Source organism: Arhodomonas aquaeolei DSM 8974 (assembly GCF_000374645.1).
Classification (GTDB): domain Bacteria; phylum Pseudomonadota; class Gammaproteobacteria; order Nitrococcales; family Nitrococcaceae; genus Arhodomonas; species Arhodomonas aquaeolei.
This window is the reverse complement of record NZ_KB894803.1, coordinates 98,386-113,753: the sequence shown is the minus strand read 5'-3', so window position 1 is coordinate 113,753 and position 15,368 is coordinate 98,386. Positions and strand designations below refer to the sequence as shown.

The 15,368-nt window shown below is 71.3% G+C and carries 16 protein-coding genes; 8 read left to right on the top strand and 8 right to left on the bottom strand.

Translation table 11 applies throughout. The features are described from left to right. Positions 1 to 19 precede the first annotated feature (19 nt). The 7 genes from C516_RS0106345 (at position 20) to ccmB (ending at position 7,595) form a co-directional block, all read left to right on the top strand. Positions 20 to 736, top strand: a complete 717-nt coding sequence (locus tag C516_RS0106345) for a FadR/GntR family transcriptional regulator (protein ID WP_018717524.1) — start codon at positions 20 to 22, stop codon at positions 734 to 736. Continuing rightward, positions 733 to 1,620 carry an amidohydrolase family protein gene (locus tag C516_RS0106340; protein WP_018717523.1) on the top strand — a complete coding sequence of 296 codons (888 nt, stop codon included), beginning with the start codon at positions 733 to 735 and terminating at the stop codon, positions 1,618 to 1,620. The genes C516_RS0106345 and C516_RS0106340 overlap by 4 nt, the downstream gene beginning before the upstream one ends. Positions 1,621 to 1,650: 30 nt before the next feature. Further along, entirely contained in the window at positions 1,651 to 2,385 is a 735-nt protein-coding gene (locus C516_RS0106335) for an SDR family oxidoreductase (RefSeq protein WP_018717522.1), read from the top strand. 27 nt (positions 2,386 to 2,412) lie between these two features. Further along, positions 2,413 to 3,201 carry an SDR family oxidoreductase gene (locus C516_RS0106330; protein WP_018717521.1) on the top strand — a complete coding sequence of 263 codons (789 nt, stop codon included), beginning with the start codon at positions 2,413 to 2,415 and terminating at the stop codon, positions 3,199 to 3,201. 152 nt (positions 3,202 to 3,353) lie between these two features. Further along, entirely contained in the window at positions 3,354 to 6,113 is a 2,760-nt protein-coding gene (locus tag C516_RS0106325; protein ID WP_026320984.1) for an autotransporter family protein, read from the top strand. Between the two features lie 194 nt (positions 6,114 to 6,307). Further along, a complete protein-coding gene (ccmA, locus tag C516_RS0106320; protein ID WP_018717519.1) occupies positions 6,308 to 6,919 on the top strand; it encodes a cytochrome c biogenesis heme-transporting ATPase CcmA in 612 nt (203 codons plus the stop codon). After that, on the top strand, positions 6,912 to 7,595 hold the full coding sequence (gene ccmB / locus C516_RS0106315) for a heme exporter protein CcmB (protein WP_018717518.1): 684 nt from the start codon (positions 6,912 to 6,914) through the stop codon (positions 7,593 to 7,595). The genes ccmA and ccmB overlap by 8 nt, the downstream gene beginning before the upstream one ends. 13 nt (positions 7,596 to 7,608) lie before the next feature. On the opposite strand, the gene C516_RS18805 is transcribed toward ccmB, so the two are convergent. Further along, complete coding sequence (locus tag C516_RS18805) at positions 7,609 to 8,586, bottom strand: DMT family transporter (RefSeq protein WP_084594108.1); 978 nt, start codon at positions 8,584 to 8,586, stop codon at positions 7,609 to 7,611. A 53-nt stretch (positions 8,587 to 8,639) separates the two neighbouring features. On the opposite strand from C516_RS18805, the gene C516_RS18800 reads away from it, so the two are divergent. After that, the gene (locus tag C516_RS18800) at positions 8,640 to 9,575 is read left to right on the top strand and encodes a LysR family transcriptional regulator (RefSeq protein WP_018717516.1); all 936 of its coding nucleotides are present in this window, start codon (positions 8,640 to 8,642) and stop codon (positions 9,573 to 9,575) included. A gap of 194 nt (positions 9,576 to 9,769) precedes the next feature. On the opposite strand, the gene ccmI is transcribed toward C516_RS18800, so the two are convergent. From ccmI to C516_RS0106270, 7 genes are read right to left on the bottom strand one after another with little or no spacing between them, the layout of a single operon-like run. After that, positions 9,770 to 11,023: a c-type cytochrome biogenesis protein CcmI gene (gene ccmI / locus C516_RS18795; RefSeq protein ID WP_018717515.1), complete on the bottom strand. Its 1,254-nt coding sequence runs from the start codon at positions 11,021 to 11,023 to the stop codon at positions 9,770 to 9,772. Then, positions 11,020 to 11,514 (bottom strand): cytochrome c-type biogenesis protein, encoded by a 495-nt coding sequence (locus C516_RS0106295; RefSeq protein ID WP_018717514.1) that lies wholly within the window; start codon positions 11,512 to 11,514, stop codon positions 11,020 to 11,022. Before C516_RS0106295 ends, ccmI begins: the two co-directional genes overlap by 4 nt. Then, positions 11,511 to 12,047, bottom strand: a complete 537-nt coding sequence (locus tag C516_RS0106290) for a DsbE family thiol:disulfide interchange protein (RefSeq protein WP_018717513.1) — start codon at positions 12,045 to 12,047, stop codon at positions 11,511 to 11,513. The genes C516_RS0106295 and C516_RS0106290 overlap by 4 nt, the downstream gene beginning before the upstream one ends. Next, positions 12,044 to 14,020, bottom strand: coding sequence for a heme lyase CcmF/NrfE family subunit (locus tag C516_RS0106285; RefSeq protein WP_018717512.1), 1,977 nt, complete (start codon positions 14,018 to 14,020; stop codon positions 12,044 to 12,046). Before C516_RS0106285 ends, C516_RS0106290 begins: the two co-directional genes overlap by 4 nt. Then, entirely contained in the window at positions 14,017 to 14,469 is a 453-nt protein-coding gene (ccmE, locus tag C516_RS0106280) for a cytochrome c maturation protein CcmE (protein ID WP_018717511.1), read from the bottom strand. Before ccmE ends, C516_RS0106285 begins: the two co-directional genes overlap by 4 nt. Further along, positions 14,466 to 14,615 carry a heme exporter protein CcmD gene (gene ccmD / locus C516_RS0106275; protein ID WP_018717510.1) on the bottom strand — a complete coding sequence of 50 codons (150 nt, stop codon included), beginning with the start codon at positions 14,613 to 14,615 and terminating at the stop codon, positions 14,466 to 14,468. The genes ccmE and ccmD overlap by 4 nt, the downstream gene beginning before the upstream one ends. Continuing rightward, on the bottom strand, positions 14,612 to 15,355 hold the full coding sequence (locus C516_RS0106270) for a heme ABC transporter permease (protein ID WP_018717509.1): 744 nt from the start codon (positions 15,353 to 15,355) through the stop codon (positions 14,612 to 14,614). The genes ccmD and C516_RS0106270 overlap by 4 nt, the downstream gene beginning before the upstream one ends. Positions 15,356 to 15,368: the final 13 nt, after the last annotated feature.

The window sequence follows — 15,368 nt, the reverse complement described above, 5'->3', positions numbered from 1 at the left end:
GGATATCCAGGAGGGAGACATGACCCGAGCGAACCGCCGGCTTCCCGGCGAGGTGGCCAGCGTGCTCGAGCGCGAGATCCGCGACGGCCGCCACCAGCCCGGCGGGCGGATGCCCACGGAGGCGGCGCTGGCGACGCGCTTCGAGGTGAGCCGCGCGGCCGTGCGCGAGGCCATCGCGGAGCTTCGCCGCGCCCGGCTGGTGAAGACCCACCAGGGCCGCGGGACCTTCGTCGCCGAGACCCTGCCGGAGAAACCGGTATTCTCGCTGTCCAGCGACAGCCTCGACCCGGTGGAGCTGCGCCACGTCTATGAGATCCGCCGCGAGGTGGAGGCCGGCGCGGCGGCTTTGGCGGCGGGCAACGCTGACGAGGCGGCCATCGCCGCCATGCGCGAGGCGTTCGCGGCACTGGAGCGCTCGGTGCACGAGGACCGCCCCGGCGCCCGTCACGACCTGGCCTTTCACCGGGCCATCGCGGAGGCCACGGGCAACCGCTTTTTCCCCGAGTTCCTCTCGTTCTTTTACCCGCGGGTGATGGAGTCCATCACCGCCGCCCGCTCCAACACCGCCCGTATCTCCGGCCGGGCCCAGGCGGTGCAGGCCGAGCACCGTGCGATCCTCGACGCCATTCTCGCCCGCGAACCGGAGGAGGCACGGGCGGCGATGCGCGTACACCTGACCAACGCCATGCGCCGGCTGGGCCTCGCCCGCACCGACGCCAGGGAGACGCAGATATGACCACACCCCCCGACATCCCCGGACCGGACCCGGCCCCGCATGCACCGGCCACGCCGCTGCCGGCGGGGGCCTGCGACACCCACGCGCACCTCTTCGGGCCCCAGGCGGACTACCCCTACCAGACCCCGCGGGGCTACACCCCGCCGGACGCGGACGAGACCGCCTACCGCCGGCTGCTGACCACCCTCGGCTTCCAGCGGGCGGTGCTCGTGCAGCCGAGTGTCTATGGCACCGACAACCGCCGCATGCTCGACACCCTGGCGGCGGCCGGTGGCGCCGGCGACCCCATCGAGTGGCGCGGCATCGCGGTGGTCGACCGGGACGTGGACGATGCGAGCCTGGAGCGCATGCACACGCTCGGGGTCCGCGGCATCCGCATCAACCTGGTCTTCCCCGGCGGGATCACCTTCGACGACGTCCAGACGCTGGCCGGGCGCATCGCCGGGCTGGGCTGGCACATCCAGTTCCTCGTCGACGTCTCGCGCTTCGAGCGCCTGGCGGAGCGGCTGAGCGCCCTGCCCGTGCCGAGCGTGGTGGACCACATGGGTCACGTCCCCGCCGGCCGCGGCACCGGCGATCCGGGCTTCCGGGCACTGGTGGACCTGGTCGCCGACGGCAATACCTGGGCCAAGCTCACCGGGCCGAACCGCATCAGCGCGCAGGAGCGCGCGCCGTTCACGGACGTCGAGCCGTTCTTCCATGCCCTGCGCGAGGCCGGCCCGTCGCGCTGCGTGTTCGGCACGGACTGGCCCCACGTGCAGCTCCCCGGGCCCATGCCCAACGACGGCGACCTGGTCGACGAGTTCCTGCGCCTGGTCCCGGACGAGGCCGGGCGGCGGGCGATACTGGTGGACAACCCGGCAAGGCTGTACGGTTTCGGCTGACACCGCACACGGATCATCCGGGAGGCAGGCATGAGCGGGCAGGATCGGCGCGTCGCCCTCGTCACCGGCGCCGCCCGCGGCATCGGCCGGGCCATCGCCGCGCGGCTGCTCGCCGACGGCATGGCGGTGATCGTCGCCGACCGTGACGGCGCGGCGGAGACCGCGGACGCCCTCGGCGGCGCGGCGCACGGCATCACCGTCGACGTCGGCGACGAGGCGGCGGTCACGGCCCTGATCGAGGCGGTCTCGGCACGCCACGGCCGGCTCGACGCCCTGGTGAACAACGCCGGCCACGGCGCCCCCGCCCGGCCCCTCGAGGCACAGGCGGTGGCGGACTGGCACCGGGTCATCGCCACCAACCTCACCGGCACCTACCTGTGCAGCCGCGCCGCCGCACCCCTGCTCCGCGCGGGCAGCGGCGCCATCGTCAATATCGCCTCCACCCGCGCCCGCCAGTCCGAGCCGCACACCGAGGCCTATGCAGCAAGCAAGGGCGGGATCCTCGCCCTGACCCATGCCCTCGCCGTGAGCCTGGGCCCGGACGTGCGGGTCAACGCGGTAAGCCCGGGCTGGATCGCCGCGGCGGCGGAACACGAGGACCTCACCGCGGAGGACCACGCCCAGCACCCGGCGGGCCACGTCGGCCGCCCGGAGGACGTCGCCGCGATGGTGGCGTACCTCCTCTCCGCGGAGGCGGGCTTCGTCACCGCACAGGAGATGATCGTCGACGGCGGCATGACCCGGCGGATGATCTACGCGGAGTAGGAACACCCACCCCACGAGGAGATACCGATGGACCTTCAGCTCACCGGACGCACCGCCGTCGTCCTCGCCGCCAGCCGCGGCCTGGGCTACGCCACCGCCCACGCGCTCGCCAGCGAGGGTGCCCGCGTGGTCCTCGCCAGCCGCGACGCCGAGGCCGTGCGCGAGGCCGCCGAACGCATCGAGGCCGAGACCGGCGCCGAGACCCTGGGCGTCGCCGCCGACATCACCCGCAGCGGCGACATCGAGGCGCTGATCGACGCCGCCGTGGCGCGCTTCGGCGCCATCGACAGCCTGGTCACCAATGCCGGCGGGCCGCCGCCGGGACGGTTCGACGACTTCACCGACGCGGACTGGCAGGGCGCCTTCGAGCTCAACCTGCTGAGCGCCGTGCGCACCATCCGCGCCGCACTGCCCCACCTGCGCGCGAGCGACGCCCCGCGGGTGGTATTCATCGCCAGCTCCTCGATCCACGAGCCCATCGACGGCCTGCTGCTCTCCAACGTCTTCCGTGCCGGGCTGCTCGGGCTCGCCAAGAGCCTCGCCGCAGAGCTCGCCGGTGACGGCGTGCTGGTCAACATCGTCGGCCCCGGCCGGGTGGACACGGAGCGCGTGCGCACCCTGGACGCGGCCCAGGCCCGCAAGCAGGGCCGCGACGAGGCCGAGATCCGCGCCGAGAGCGCCGGGCGCATCCCCCTGGGCCGCTACGCCGAGCCCGCGGAGTTCGCCCGCACGGTCACCTACCTCGCCTCGCCTGGGAACAGCTACGTCACCAGCCAGTCGATGCTCGTCGACGGCGGCATGGTCCGGGGGCTGTAGCCCCCGGCACCCCGGACCTCCATTAATTGATTCTATTTCAGGGAATCCCTGATACCCCCCTCCCCCGGGGCCGGCAATAATTGCGCGTTTGCCGCGGGCACTCGCCGGCGAACGCCAATTGATTACTACGAGACGGAGGGGGGGCCAAGGGGATGGCATTCCGACTGCACAGGACAAGACTGGCCACGTATGCCCTGTTCGCGGGCACGTTGCTGACACCGGGCTACGGCCTCGCACACACCGATTCACTGGGGTTCATCATATCGGACGGATCCGGCGCGGACCGGTTCGACGTCACCGTTTACTACGGTAGCTGGCATCCGACGGTGGGCCAGGCGGAAGGCTCGCTGGACCTCTACGACGCGGACAGCAACCTCGTCGACAACCAGGCGTTCACCCTGGTCCCCGGCTTCAACGGCGTAGCCGACGGCACCGTACCCGATGGACTGGTGGCCGGCGAGAACTACTTCTGGCCCGACGAGTGCACCCCCGAAACAGGCGATCTCAGCGGTGATGCGAGCTGCCAGGGCGACGGCATCTTTGCGTTCCAGTCGGTGCTCTTCTCGGACATCCTCGCCGGCGCCTACACCTTCGGCTACGACGCGAGCTCCAGTCTCTCCCAGGACTGGGAACCCTCGGACCCGGCAATCAACAACGGCTCGTTCGCGATCGGGGCCGACGGCGGATTGGTCAGCGTCGGGGGCGCCACGCCGGACATCGATACCTCGCAGGGTAGCTACACCACCGACGAGCTCTCCAACGACGCGGTCAACCCGACGTTCGACGGCGGCACCCTGCAGGTGACCACCGATGCCGGCGTGACCAACGACTTCACCGTCACCGGCAACGGCGGCACCATCGACACCAATGGCCACGACTCGACATTCTCCGGGGCCATGAGCGGCAACGGCACCCTCAACAAGCGCGGCAACGGCACGCTCACCCTTACGGGAGACAACTCGGGCCTGACCGGCGATACCGTGGTGCACGCCGGAACCCTTGCCTTTTCGGGCGACGACGCCCTCGGCGGCGCCTCGGCCTCCCTCGTCATCGGCGATGCCACGGCGGAGGCGCTCGGCGGCGGGACACTGACCCACGACATCCGATTCGCGGCCACCGACGGGACATCCGTGTTCGACACCGGCGCCAACGACGTCACCCTCTCCGGCGCGGTCGGCGGGTCCAGCTGCCTGACCAAGAACGGCAGCGGCCGGCTCGACCTGCGCAGCGACGGCGCCAACGACGTCGGGGCCTGCGTGCACGAGGGCGAGCTGGCGTTCAACGCCGGCTTCGATGGCAACGTGTGGGTGGACGGCGACGGCACGATGGGCGGCTCCGGCCACGTGCGCGGCGACATCTCGGTGACGGGCACGCTCGCCCCGGGCAACTCCCCCGGCACCCTCACGGTCACGGGCAGCGTCACCCAGATGGACGGCAGCAACTACGTCGTCGAGATCGACGGCTACGGGACCGGCACGGGCGCCGGCAACTACGACCGCGTGCTGCTCACCGGTGCGAACAGCGTCTACACCGCGGACGGCACCATCACCGCACAGCTCCGCGGCATCCCCGGCGACGCCGACAACACCTTCTCCCCGGCGGTCGGCGACCTGTTCCGGGTCGTGGAGGCCGAGGGCGGCGTGACCGGGACCTACGACACCCTGGTCCAGCCCGCGGCCGGCCTGCCCGCCGACACCCGCTTCGTGGTGCTCTACAACCCGAACGACGTGACCCTGGCGGTGACCCCCCAGCGCTACGCCGACACCGTGGCCACCAACGGGCGGAACAACGCGGTCGCCGCGGCACGCGCGCTCGACGGGATCCGTCCCGTGGACGGCGCCAACGCGGACGACGGCGTCACCGGGGCGCTGTTCACACGGCTCGCCGGGCTGTCCTCGGAAGGGATCACGCAGGCCTTCGAGCAGACCGCCGCCGACATCCATCCCGTCGCGATGACCGCGTCCCGCAGGGCCCGCGAGCTGGTGCGCGACGGCATGATCGCCCATGCCACGAGCGCCACGCGAGGGGCGACCGGGGCCCTCACCCACGGCACGGAAGACGCCGCCACCACGCCGGAGGGACTGGTCTCGCCGTCAGGCCTGTGGGTCGACGTGGCCGGAGAGTGGACCCACGTGGACGACGATAACGCCACCGAGGGCTACGGCAGCCGCACGGGCGCGATCTACGGCGGCCTCGATCTGCACCGCAGCGACACCGCCCGATTCGGCATCGGCGTCGGCGTCGCCGATACCGACGTCTGGCGGGACGACACCGGCAGCGCCGATCTGCGCTCCTACCAGCTGCTCGCCTACGGCCGCATCGCCGCCGACAACAACTACCTGGCCTTCACCGCCGGCGGCTCGGACGACCGATACGAGACCAGCCGCCACGTGGACCTCGCCGCCGGCCGCGCGAAAGCGCGCTCGGACGTGGACGGCCATACCCTGTCCCTCGACCTCGAGGCCGGCCACAGCGTGCACCTGGACAGCGTCACCCTCACCCCCCGGGTGGGATTCTCGGCGGAACGCGCCCGACGCGACGGCTTCACCGAGGACGGCGATCCCGCGGTGACGGTCAGCCAGGACGGCTACAGCGAGGTGGTCACACAGCTGCGCGTCGGCATGGCCGCGGAGGCCGACGTCCAGGCCTTCGGCCACCCCATGGCCCTGCGCGCCAGCGCGGACTGGCACTACACGCCGGACGACGACCGGCTCGCGCCGATGACCAACACGCTCCACGGTGCCAGCTGGAGCGTACGCGCCCCCGATGCCGGTGAGCACACCGGCAGCGCGGCACTGCAGGCCCGGCTGCAGCTCGGCGAGAACCTGACCGCCTATTTCGGCTCACGTGTCGCCGCCAGCGGCGATGCCGTCGCCGGGCGTGTCCAGGGCGGTCTGACCCTGCTCTGGTAGCAGCGTGCCCGTTCCCGTGATCGGCGACCGCGACGGGGGGACGGGCCCCGGAATGACCCGTCACACGACGACGCCCCGGCGCATCGACCCGGCTCGTCGCGAGGCCACCACGCCCTCGCCGGACGGGCGAGGACTTATGAATCCGGACACCAGGTGGTAACCTTGCGACCGGATCAGGGGCACAGGCGGAAACGGTGCTGGAAGCCAGGGAACTCGTGGTCTCCCGCGGGGAGACCGTGCTCATCGACGGACTCGACCTCACGGTGGCGCCGGGGGAGGTGCTGCTGGTCGCCGGCCCCAACGGCAGCGGCAAGACCACGTTGCTGCGCACCCTCGCCGGTCTCACCCTGCCCGAGGAGGGCAGCGTGCACTGGGCCGGCGGGAACGTCCGCCGCGACGGCGGCACTTACCGTCAGGCACTGATCTGGATCGGCCACCAGCCCGGAATCAAGCTGGAGCTCACCCCTCGGGAGAACCTGCGGGTGTTCGCCAGCCTCCACGGCGGCGAGGGTGACCGCGATGCCGCGCTCACCCGCATGGGTCTTGGCGAGCGCCTGGACACGCCCTGCCGCCACCTCTCCGCCGGCCAGCGCCGCCGGGTCATGCTGGCACGGCTGCTCATCGAGCCGGCCAGCGCCTGGATCCTGGACGAGCCCTACACCGCCCTCGACCGCCACGCGGTGGAGGCGCTCGAGGCGCGGCTCGCCGAGCACGCCGCCGCGGGGGGCATCACCGTGATGACCTCCCACCAGCCGGTCATGCTCGAGGGCGTGAACCTGCGCCACCTGGAGCTCGGCCATGGATGAGATCCGCCTCGTGCCGGCCTTCCTGGCGGTACTGCGCCGGGACCTCTCCCTGGCCCTGCGCGCCCCCGGGGAGCTCGCCAATCCGGTGATCTTCTTCGTGATGATCGCGAGCCTCTTCCCCCTCGCGGTGAGCGCGGCCTCGGAGACCCTGCGCCAGATCTCCCCCGGGGTGATCTGGGTCGCGGCGCTGCTGGCGTCGCTGATCTCCATGGAGCAGCTCTTCCGCGGGGACTTCGAGGACGGCACCCTGGAGCAGTTCGCCCTCGCGCCCCAGCCCCTCGCCGTACTCGTGCTCGCCAAGCTCTGCGCCCACTGGCTGATCACCGGCCTGCCGCTGGTGATCGTCTCGCCGCTGCTGGCGCTGTTCATGCACTACCCCTGGCAGGCACTGCCGCAGCTGATGGCGGGGCTCGCCCTGGGCACACCGGTGCTCGGCGCCCTGGGTGCCGTCGGCCTGTCGCTGACCGTGGGGGTGCGCCGTGGCGGGCTGCTGCTGGCGCTGCTGGTGCTGCCGCTGTACGTGCCGGTGCTGATCTTCGGCGCGGGCTCAGCGGACGCCGCGGCCTCCGGGCTCGGCGTGACCGGCCAGCTCGAGCTGCTCGGCGCGATGGCCGCCCTCGCCCTGACCCTGGCACCGCTGGCCGCGGCCGCGGGCCTGCGGATCAGCCTGGACTGAGCGCAGACGCCCGTCACGCTGCCACCCCGGACGGCCGGGGCACAACGGTGCGCATACGCCGCATCCCCCACAGGGACACGCCGACCCCCGCCACCGCGAGCACACCACCGAGCCACTCCCGCGGCCGGACCGGGTCACCGAACTGCAGGACCGTCCAGACCATGGTCACCGGCGGAGTGAGATAGAACAGCACCGCCGTGAGGCTGGCCCCGTGGCACCGAAGGCTGGCGATAAAGAAACCGTAGCCGCCGAAGCTGGACAGCACCACCAGCCAGACGATGGCGCGCCAGTCGCCCGCTTCCGCTCCGGGCAGTGCCGGCAGGCCACCCTGACAGACGAGGTGTGCCAGCAGGAACAGCGCCGCCGCCGCAGCGAGCTGCCATAGCAGCCGGTCGACGAGACCGAATCCCACCGCCGGGCGGTACGCGGACAGCAGCCCGCCGGCGGTCAGGCATACCGCGGAGCCAAACGGCAGGCTGTAGGCCCAGACCGGGGCACTTCCGACCCCATGCATGTCCCCGCCGACACTGATCGCCACGCCGGCCACGGCGACCAGGACCCCCGCCCACCCGGCGGCGCCGATGCGCTCGCCGACGCGCAGGCTGGTAACGAGCGCGGTCATCAGGGGCTGCAACGCGGTAATCAGCGCGACTACCCCGGGGCTGACCCCGAGCGCCGTCGCGAACACGACGCCGAGCAGGAAGCCGCCGACGCTGAAGCTGCCGGCCACGAGCTCGGCCGCCACCGCCCGGGGCGTCAGCGCCGCGCGCCGGGCAGTGGCCATGCGGCGGGCGAGCAGGATCAGCGCACACAGGGCGACCGCGATCACGAAACGCCAGAAGAAGATGGCGGTCGGCGGCAGGTCGACCACCGTCGCCATCCGTGTACCGATGAACCCCGAACTCCAGCACACCACCAGGCCGACGGCGATCAGCACCGGTGCGAGCGTCATTCCCATGACAGCCCCCTCGTTTCGGATGAGGTCCGTCATGCTGCCCGGTCCTGATACACTATAAAATCTATATTGTATTAACCGACAGTTTAATGACCATAAACCTAACCCATGACCGTACCCTCGATATCGACCTGCTGCGCACGTTTCATCTGGCCTGCGCACTGGGCACGCTGCGGGCGGTCGCCGAGCGGCGGCATTTCACGCTCGGGGCGGTCAGCCAGCAGATCAAGCGCCTGGAGCACCAGCTTGGCCGCACGCTGCTGGTGCGCTCGCGCAGCGGGGTATCGCTTACCGCCGAGGGCGCCCGGCTGCGGGCCCAGTCCGCGACCCTGCTCGACGAGCACGACACCCTGATCCACCGCCTCATCGACCGGCCCGCCGCCGGCGTGGTCCGGCTCGGCGTGCCAGAGGAATACGTCCCCGCCCTGCTGGGCAGCGTCCTGCCGGACCTGGCGCGGTCCCATCCGGACCTCCACCTGCATGTGCGCACGGACACCAGCGGCACCCTGCGGCATCTGGTGGACACCGGCACGCTGGACCTGGCCCTCGTCGTGGTGCCGGAGGCGCAGGCGCCGTCGCGGCATCGACTGTGGCGGACGCGGCCGGTCTGGGCCATGGCGGCCGGTGAACGGGAGGCGATACCGGCGCTCGTGCCGCTGGCGTTGCATCCCGCCGAATGCCCCTATCGCGCCATCGCCCTGACGGCGCTGGAGGCGGCGGGACGTGACTGGGAGACGGTGTTCTCGAGCGCGAGCGTCACGGCAGTGGAGTCGGCGGTCGCCGCCGGACTGGCGATCAGCGTGCTCGACCGGGCGCGGGTCGAGAACGGCCATAGCGGCATGCGGGAGGCCGGTCCCGGCGAAGGGCTACCGGCACTGCCGGCCTGCTTTGCCTGCCTCGTCGAGGGGCCGCCCGGGTTGGGCACCAACGCGGCGGCGGTGCAGACGGTCGGCGAGCGGATTCAGGCGGCCGCGGTGACCGGCGCACCGCCGAATGCCGCCCTGCCCGCCGGTACAGGCGGGTAGGTCGTGCACGGCCGCAGGCCGTGTGCGACGCACTGCCGGGACCATACGGAATGTCGCACGCCTGTGGCGCACGACCTACCGGAACTCCCATCCGCTACCCCGGGGGCAGGATCAACAGACACGGTTGCTCACCCGGGCCTCCTGGCGGAGTCGTCCGGCACACGCCGAGTGAACGGCCTACCGGGAGGTCTCAGCTAGCCGCCGGCGGCGTCGCCGCCCTCCACGCGGCGGTCGATCACCACGGCCACCGGATCGCCGCCATCCTCGCCGGAGACCGGGACCGGCCCGGCGCTACCCTGGAGGTCGCCGGCACTGGCCATCGGACGGCCGCTGCGGGAGACGCGGGCGATCAGCTCGACACGGTCACCCTCCGCCATGGAACGCCCCGCCATCGCCATGGAGCTATCCAGCCGGACCTCCGCAGGGAGATCCCCCAGGGTCAGGCGGCGCGCGGCCAGTGGTATCTCCGGCCCTTCGGGGGAGCGGGCGTAGACGAACACCGTGGTCCCGGCGGGCAGGTCCGCGGCGAGATCGTCGGCGACCCGGATCCGCACGGTAACGCCGGCGCCCGAGGAGGCGGCGGCATCACCGCCGGCGCTTCCGCCGCCCAGACGCTCGATCGCGGCGGTCAGGCGCTTGGCCGAGTCGCTACCCGGCGGCAGCTCGCTCAGCAGGCGCTGCCACAGCGAACGCGCCCGGCCGGCCTCCCCGGCCTGGACCGCGGCGAGCCCGGCGAACCAGAGGGCGTCCGGATGGGCCGGGGCCTGCTTCAGGGCCTGCTCCAGGAGCTTGCGGGGCTCACCGGTAAGCCCCGTCTCACCGTTCGCCATGGCAAGCGCCCGGGCCCGGTCGACGAGGAGGTCGGGCTGGCGCCCGGCGGTCTCCATCAGCCGGGCGAGCACCCGGGCGGCGTCGGCGGGGCGGTCCACGGCGAGGTAGGCCCGGGCGAGCATGCGCCCGGACTCAACGTCGCCGGGGTCGTCCTCGAAGCGCTGCTGGAGCTCGCCGAGGTTGTCACGGATGAACTTTCGCTGCTCCTCGAGGCTGCCGCTCTGGGCGATACGCTCGGCCTGCGTCCCCGTCGTCGGCAGCACGGTCTGCGGCGAGCCGACCACGAGGTAGACACCCAGGGCAACCACCGGTACGGCCAGGCCGGCGGCAACCGACATCCAGCGTCCGCCACCGCTGCCCTGCTCGGCGGGACCGCTCACGCCCTCGAGCAGCTGACGCTCCAGCTCCTCGTAGGCCTCGCGGTACTCGTCTTCGGAGAGGTTGCCCGCCTCGCGTTCGGCGTCGAGCTCGACGAAACGCTCACGATGCGCGGACAGGAGGGCCTGGCGCTCACTGACGGCCTCCGCACGGCGACGGCGCAGCAGCGGCACGACGACGAAGGCGACGCCGGCCAGGGCGCCGGCAAGCAGCACCAGCGTGTAGATCACCGGGGTCACGGGCGCCCTCCCTGGGTGTCGTCGTCATCGTCGTCAAGGCCTTCGCTGAGCAGTCGCCGTGCCCGCTCGTGGTCGCCGGCAGACAGGGCCGGCGACCCGGCGGCGGCGCGGTGCCGGCGCACGGCGACGGCCAGCACGGCCACCGCGATCACCAGCAGCCCCAGCGGCCCGAACCACAGCAGCCAGGTCCGTGGATCCACCGGCGGACGGTAGAGGACGAAGTCGCCGTAGCGGTCGGTCATGTAGCCGATGATGGCCCCCCGGTCGCGGCCCTCGAGGATGAGCTCGTGGACCTTGTCGCGCATGTCCTGGGCGAGATCAGCGTTAGACTCGGCGATACTCTGGCCCTGACAGACCAGGCAGCGCAGCTGGCCGATGATTTCCGTGTAGCGCTCGCGCTGGGCGGGGGTATCGAATTCGTAGACGGTGCCGGCGGCTGACGCCGCGCCGGTGACCAGTATCAGGACGATGGCGAGAACGGCCCCCCTCATGCGTCCGCCTCCTCACGCAGCCGCTGCACCCGCGGAAGGATCTCCTCCTCCATCGACTCCCGGGTAATGGCGCCGATGTGCTTGTACCGGATCCGCCCGTCGGCATCGAGGAGGAAGGTCTCCGGCACACCGTAGACACCCCAGTCCATGCCGATGTCGCCCTCCTTGTCGAACACGATCGCGTCGTAGGGATTGCCGAACTCGGACAGCCACTGCCGCGCCTCGGCCCGCGTATCCTTGTAGTTGAGGCCGTAGATGGGCACCCCCTGCTCGGCGAGCGCGGAAATGTAGGCATGCTCCTCGCGGCAGGCCACGCACCAGCTCGCCCAGACGTTCACCAGCGCCACCTCGCCGCGAATGTCCGCGAGGGTCAGCCGCTCGTCCGGCGCCAGCAGCCGGGAGGCGCCCAGCTCAGGCGCCGCCTTGCCCACGAGGGGCGAGGGCACGATCTCGCGGTCGTTGAGGTGCAAAGCGACCGCAAGCACCGCGGCGAGCGCGACGAAGATCGCCAGCGGCAGGAGGTATCGCTTCATGCCGCCACCTCGCCGCGGGCCAGCGCCGCCCGGCGCTCGCGATCGAGCAGACGGCGGTAACGCGGATCGGTGGCACCGAGAAGACCACCGACGGCCATGATCAGCGCCCCGTACCAGACCCAGCGGAGCATGGGCTTGTACTGCACGCGCAGTGTCCAGCTGCCGTCCTCGCGGGGCTTGCCGAGGGCGACGAAGAGATCCCGGACAAGGCCGCCGTCGATCCCCGCCTCGGTCATCACGCGCATCCCGGAGGACGGGTAGCGACGCTTCTGCGGGTACAGGGTGGTAACCACCTCACCGTCACGCGAGATCACCACCGTACCCTGCTTGGCCGTATAGTTCGGCCCCTCCACCGTGGAGACGTCCTCCAGCCGCCAGGTGTAGCCCGCGGCCTGGTAGGACTCCCCGGGGGCGAGGCGGAGCGTGCTGTGCCAGTCGAAGTTGCCCACCGCGCTGACACCGAGGACGAACACCGCAAGGCCGGTATGCGCCAGGGTCATGCCCCAGAACCCGCGGGGGATCCCGCGCAGGGCGCGCACCCGGTCCCGGCGGCCACGCACGCGCTCGATCACCGCCTGCACGCTGGCCCACAGCATCCAGATCGCGAGCGCCACGCCCAGCACGCCCATCGGATGCATGCCCGTGAACCACCACGCGGTCACCACCGCCGCGATCACCGCGGCCAGCGCCGCCCAGCGCAGGGTGTGCAGCAGCCCGCGGGCATCGTGGCGCTTCCAGCGGACCAGCACGCCGACCCCGAGCAGCGCCAGCAGCGGGAGCATCAGGGGGATGAACACGGTGTTGAAGTACGGCGGACCCACCGAGATCTTGCCAAGCCCGAGGGCGTCCGTCGCCATGGGGTAGAGCGTGCCGGCGAGCACCGTGGCCGCGGCCACGGTGAGCACCGCGTTGTTGAGCAGCAGCAGCGTCTCCCGGGAGAGCAGCTCGAAGCGCCCGCCGCCGGCGAGCCGCGGCGCCCGCCACGCATAGATCGCCAGCGAGGTGCCGACCACGATCACCAGCAGCGCGAGGATGAACATGCCCCGCTGCGGATCGGTGGCGAAGGCGTGCACGGAGTTGAGCACCCCGGAACGCACCAGGAACGTGCCCAGCAGTGACAGCGAGAACGCGAAGATCGCGAGCAGCACCGTCCAGCTCCGGAACGCCCCGCGCTTCTCGGTAACCGCCAGGGAGTGGATCAGCGCCGTGCCCACCAGCCAGGGCATGAACGAGGCATTCTCCACCGGGTCCCAGAACCACCAGCCGCCCCAGCCGAGCTCGTAGTACGCCCACCAGCTCCCGAGGGTGATGCCCAGGGTCAGGAAGATCCACGCGGTGGTGGTCCACGGCCGGGCCCAGCGCGCCCACGCGGCATCCAGGCGACCGCCGATCAGCGCCGCGATGGCGAAGGCAAACGCGACGGAGAACCCGACGTATCCCATGTAGAGCATCGGCGGGTGGAAAATCAGTCCCGGATCCTGGAGCAGCGGATTGAGGTCCCGCCCCTCGGCAGCCGCCGGTGCCAGCCGGGTGAAGGGGTTGGAGGTGAGGATGGTGAACAGCAGGAAGCCGAAGCTCACCGCCCCGAGCACGCCGATCACCCGTGCCGTGAACGCCAGCGGCAGCTCGCGGCTGAACGCGGCCACCGCCAGGGTCCATGCGGCCAGGATCAGCGCCCACAGCAGCAGCGAGCCCTCGTGGGAGCCCCATACCGCGGACAGGCGGTAGTACCACGGCAGGGCGGTGTTGGAATTGTTCGCCACGTAGAGCACGGAGAAGTCGTTGGCATAGAACGACCACGCCAGGCAGACGAAGGCGGCGAGGAGAAACACGAACTGACCGGCGGCGATGGAGCGCGACGCCGCCATCCAGGCAACGCGGCCGCGGGCGGCACCGGCCATGGGCACGACCGCCTGCACCAGCGCCAGCGCCAGCGCCAGTGCGAGCGCGAACTGTCCGAACTCGGGAATCATTCACCCCCCTCGCTGACGGTCTGCGCGGCCTTGCCGTCCTTCATGGCGTCGGCCACCTCCGGCGGCATGTAGTTCTCGTCGTGCTTGGCGAGCACCTCCTCGGCAGTGAACGTGCCGTCGGCGGAGAGCCGGCCGCGCACGACCACGCCCTGGCCTTCGCCGAAGAGGTCGGGCAGCACGCCTTCGTAGCGCACCGGCACCGAGGCGCCGCCGTCGGTGACCTGGAAGTGGACGTTGACGCCCTCCCCGTGGCGCACGCTGCCATCGGCCACCATGCCGCCCATGCGGAAGGGGTAGCCCGTGGGTGCCTCGCCGGAGACCACCTGGCTCGGCGGATAGAAATAGAGCATGTTCTCGCGGAACGCCGAGAGCATGAGCGCGACGGCCACGCCCACGCCGCCTACCAGCAGCAGCACGAGGATCAGGCGATTGCGGCGTGCCGGTTTCATCGCTGCTGCCTCCTCGCCAGCCGGCGGACCACCGCCCGGCGGCGGCGCAGCGCCACCAGCCAGTTGCCCACCAGGACCACCAGCGCCAGGCCGTAGGACGGCCAGACGTAGGCGGCGTAGCCGCCCATTTCCAGGAACTCGTTCATCCGGACTCCTCCGCGACGACACGCTGCACCCAGCGGCTGCGCCGCTCGCGTTCGAGCAGCTCACCCCGGGCGCGCATCAACCAGACCGCGGCAAAATACGCCATGAAGGCCAGCGCCATGGTGATCAAGGGCAAGAACATGGCGATATTTATGGCCGGGGCGTCGAGACGGGTGACCGTCGGCCCCTGATGCAGGGTGTTCCACCACTCCACCGAAAAATGGATGATCGGGATGTTCACCACGCCGACCACCGCCAGCACTGCCGAGGCCCGGGCCGCCTGACGCGGCTCCTCGATGGCGGCGTTGAGCGCGATATAGCCGAGATAGAGGAAGAGCAGCAGCAGCTCGGAGGTCAGACGCGCGTCCCAGACCCACCAGGTCCCCCACATGGGCTTGCCCCACAGGGAACCAGTGACCAGCGCGAGGACGGTGAACCATGCCCCCAGAGGCGCCGCGGCCCGCGCCATGACCTCCGCGACCTTCATCCGCCAGATGAGCCCGATGGCCGCGCTTACCGCCATGGTCACGTAAACCATCATGGACATCCACGCCGCCGGGACGTGGATGAAGATGATCCGGTAGCTCTCGCCCTGCTTGTAGTCCGTCGGCGCGAGCACGAGCCCGTCGTAAAGCCCCCAGGCAAACAGCAACGCGGCAAGCACGCCGATACGCGGCGCCCATCGCCCAGCCCACTCGTAGAAATACGGCGGCGATCCCAAGCGATGGAACCACGTCCACATGGTTTATTCCTCC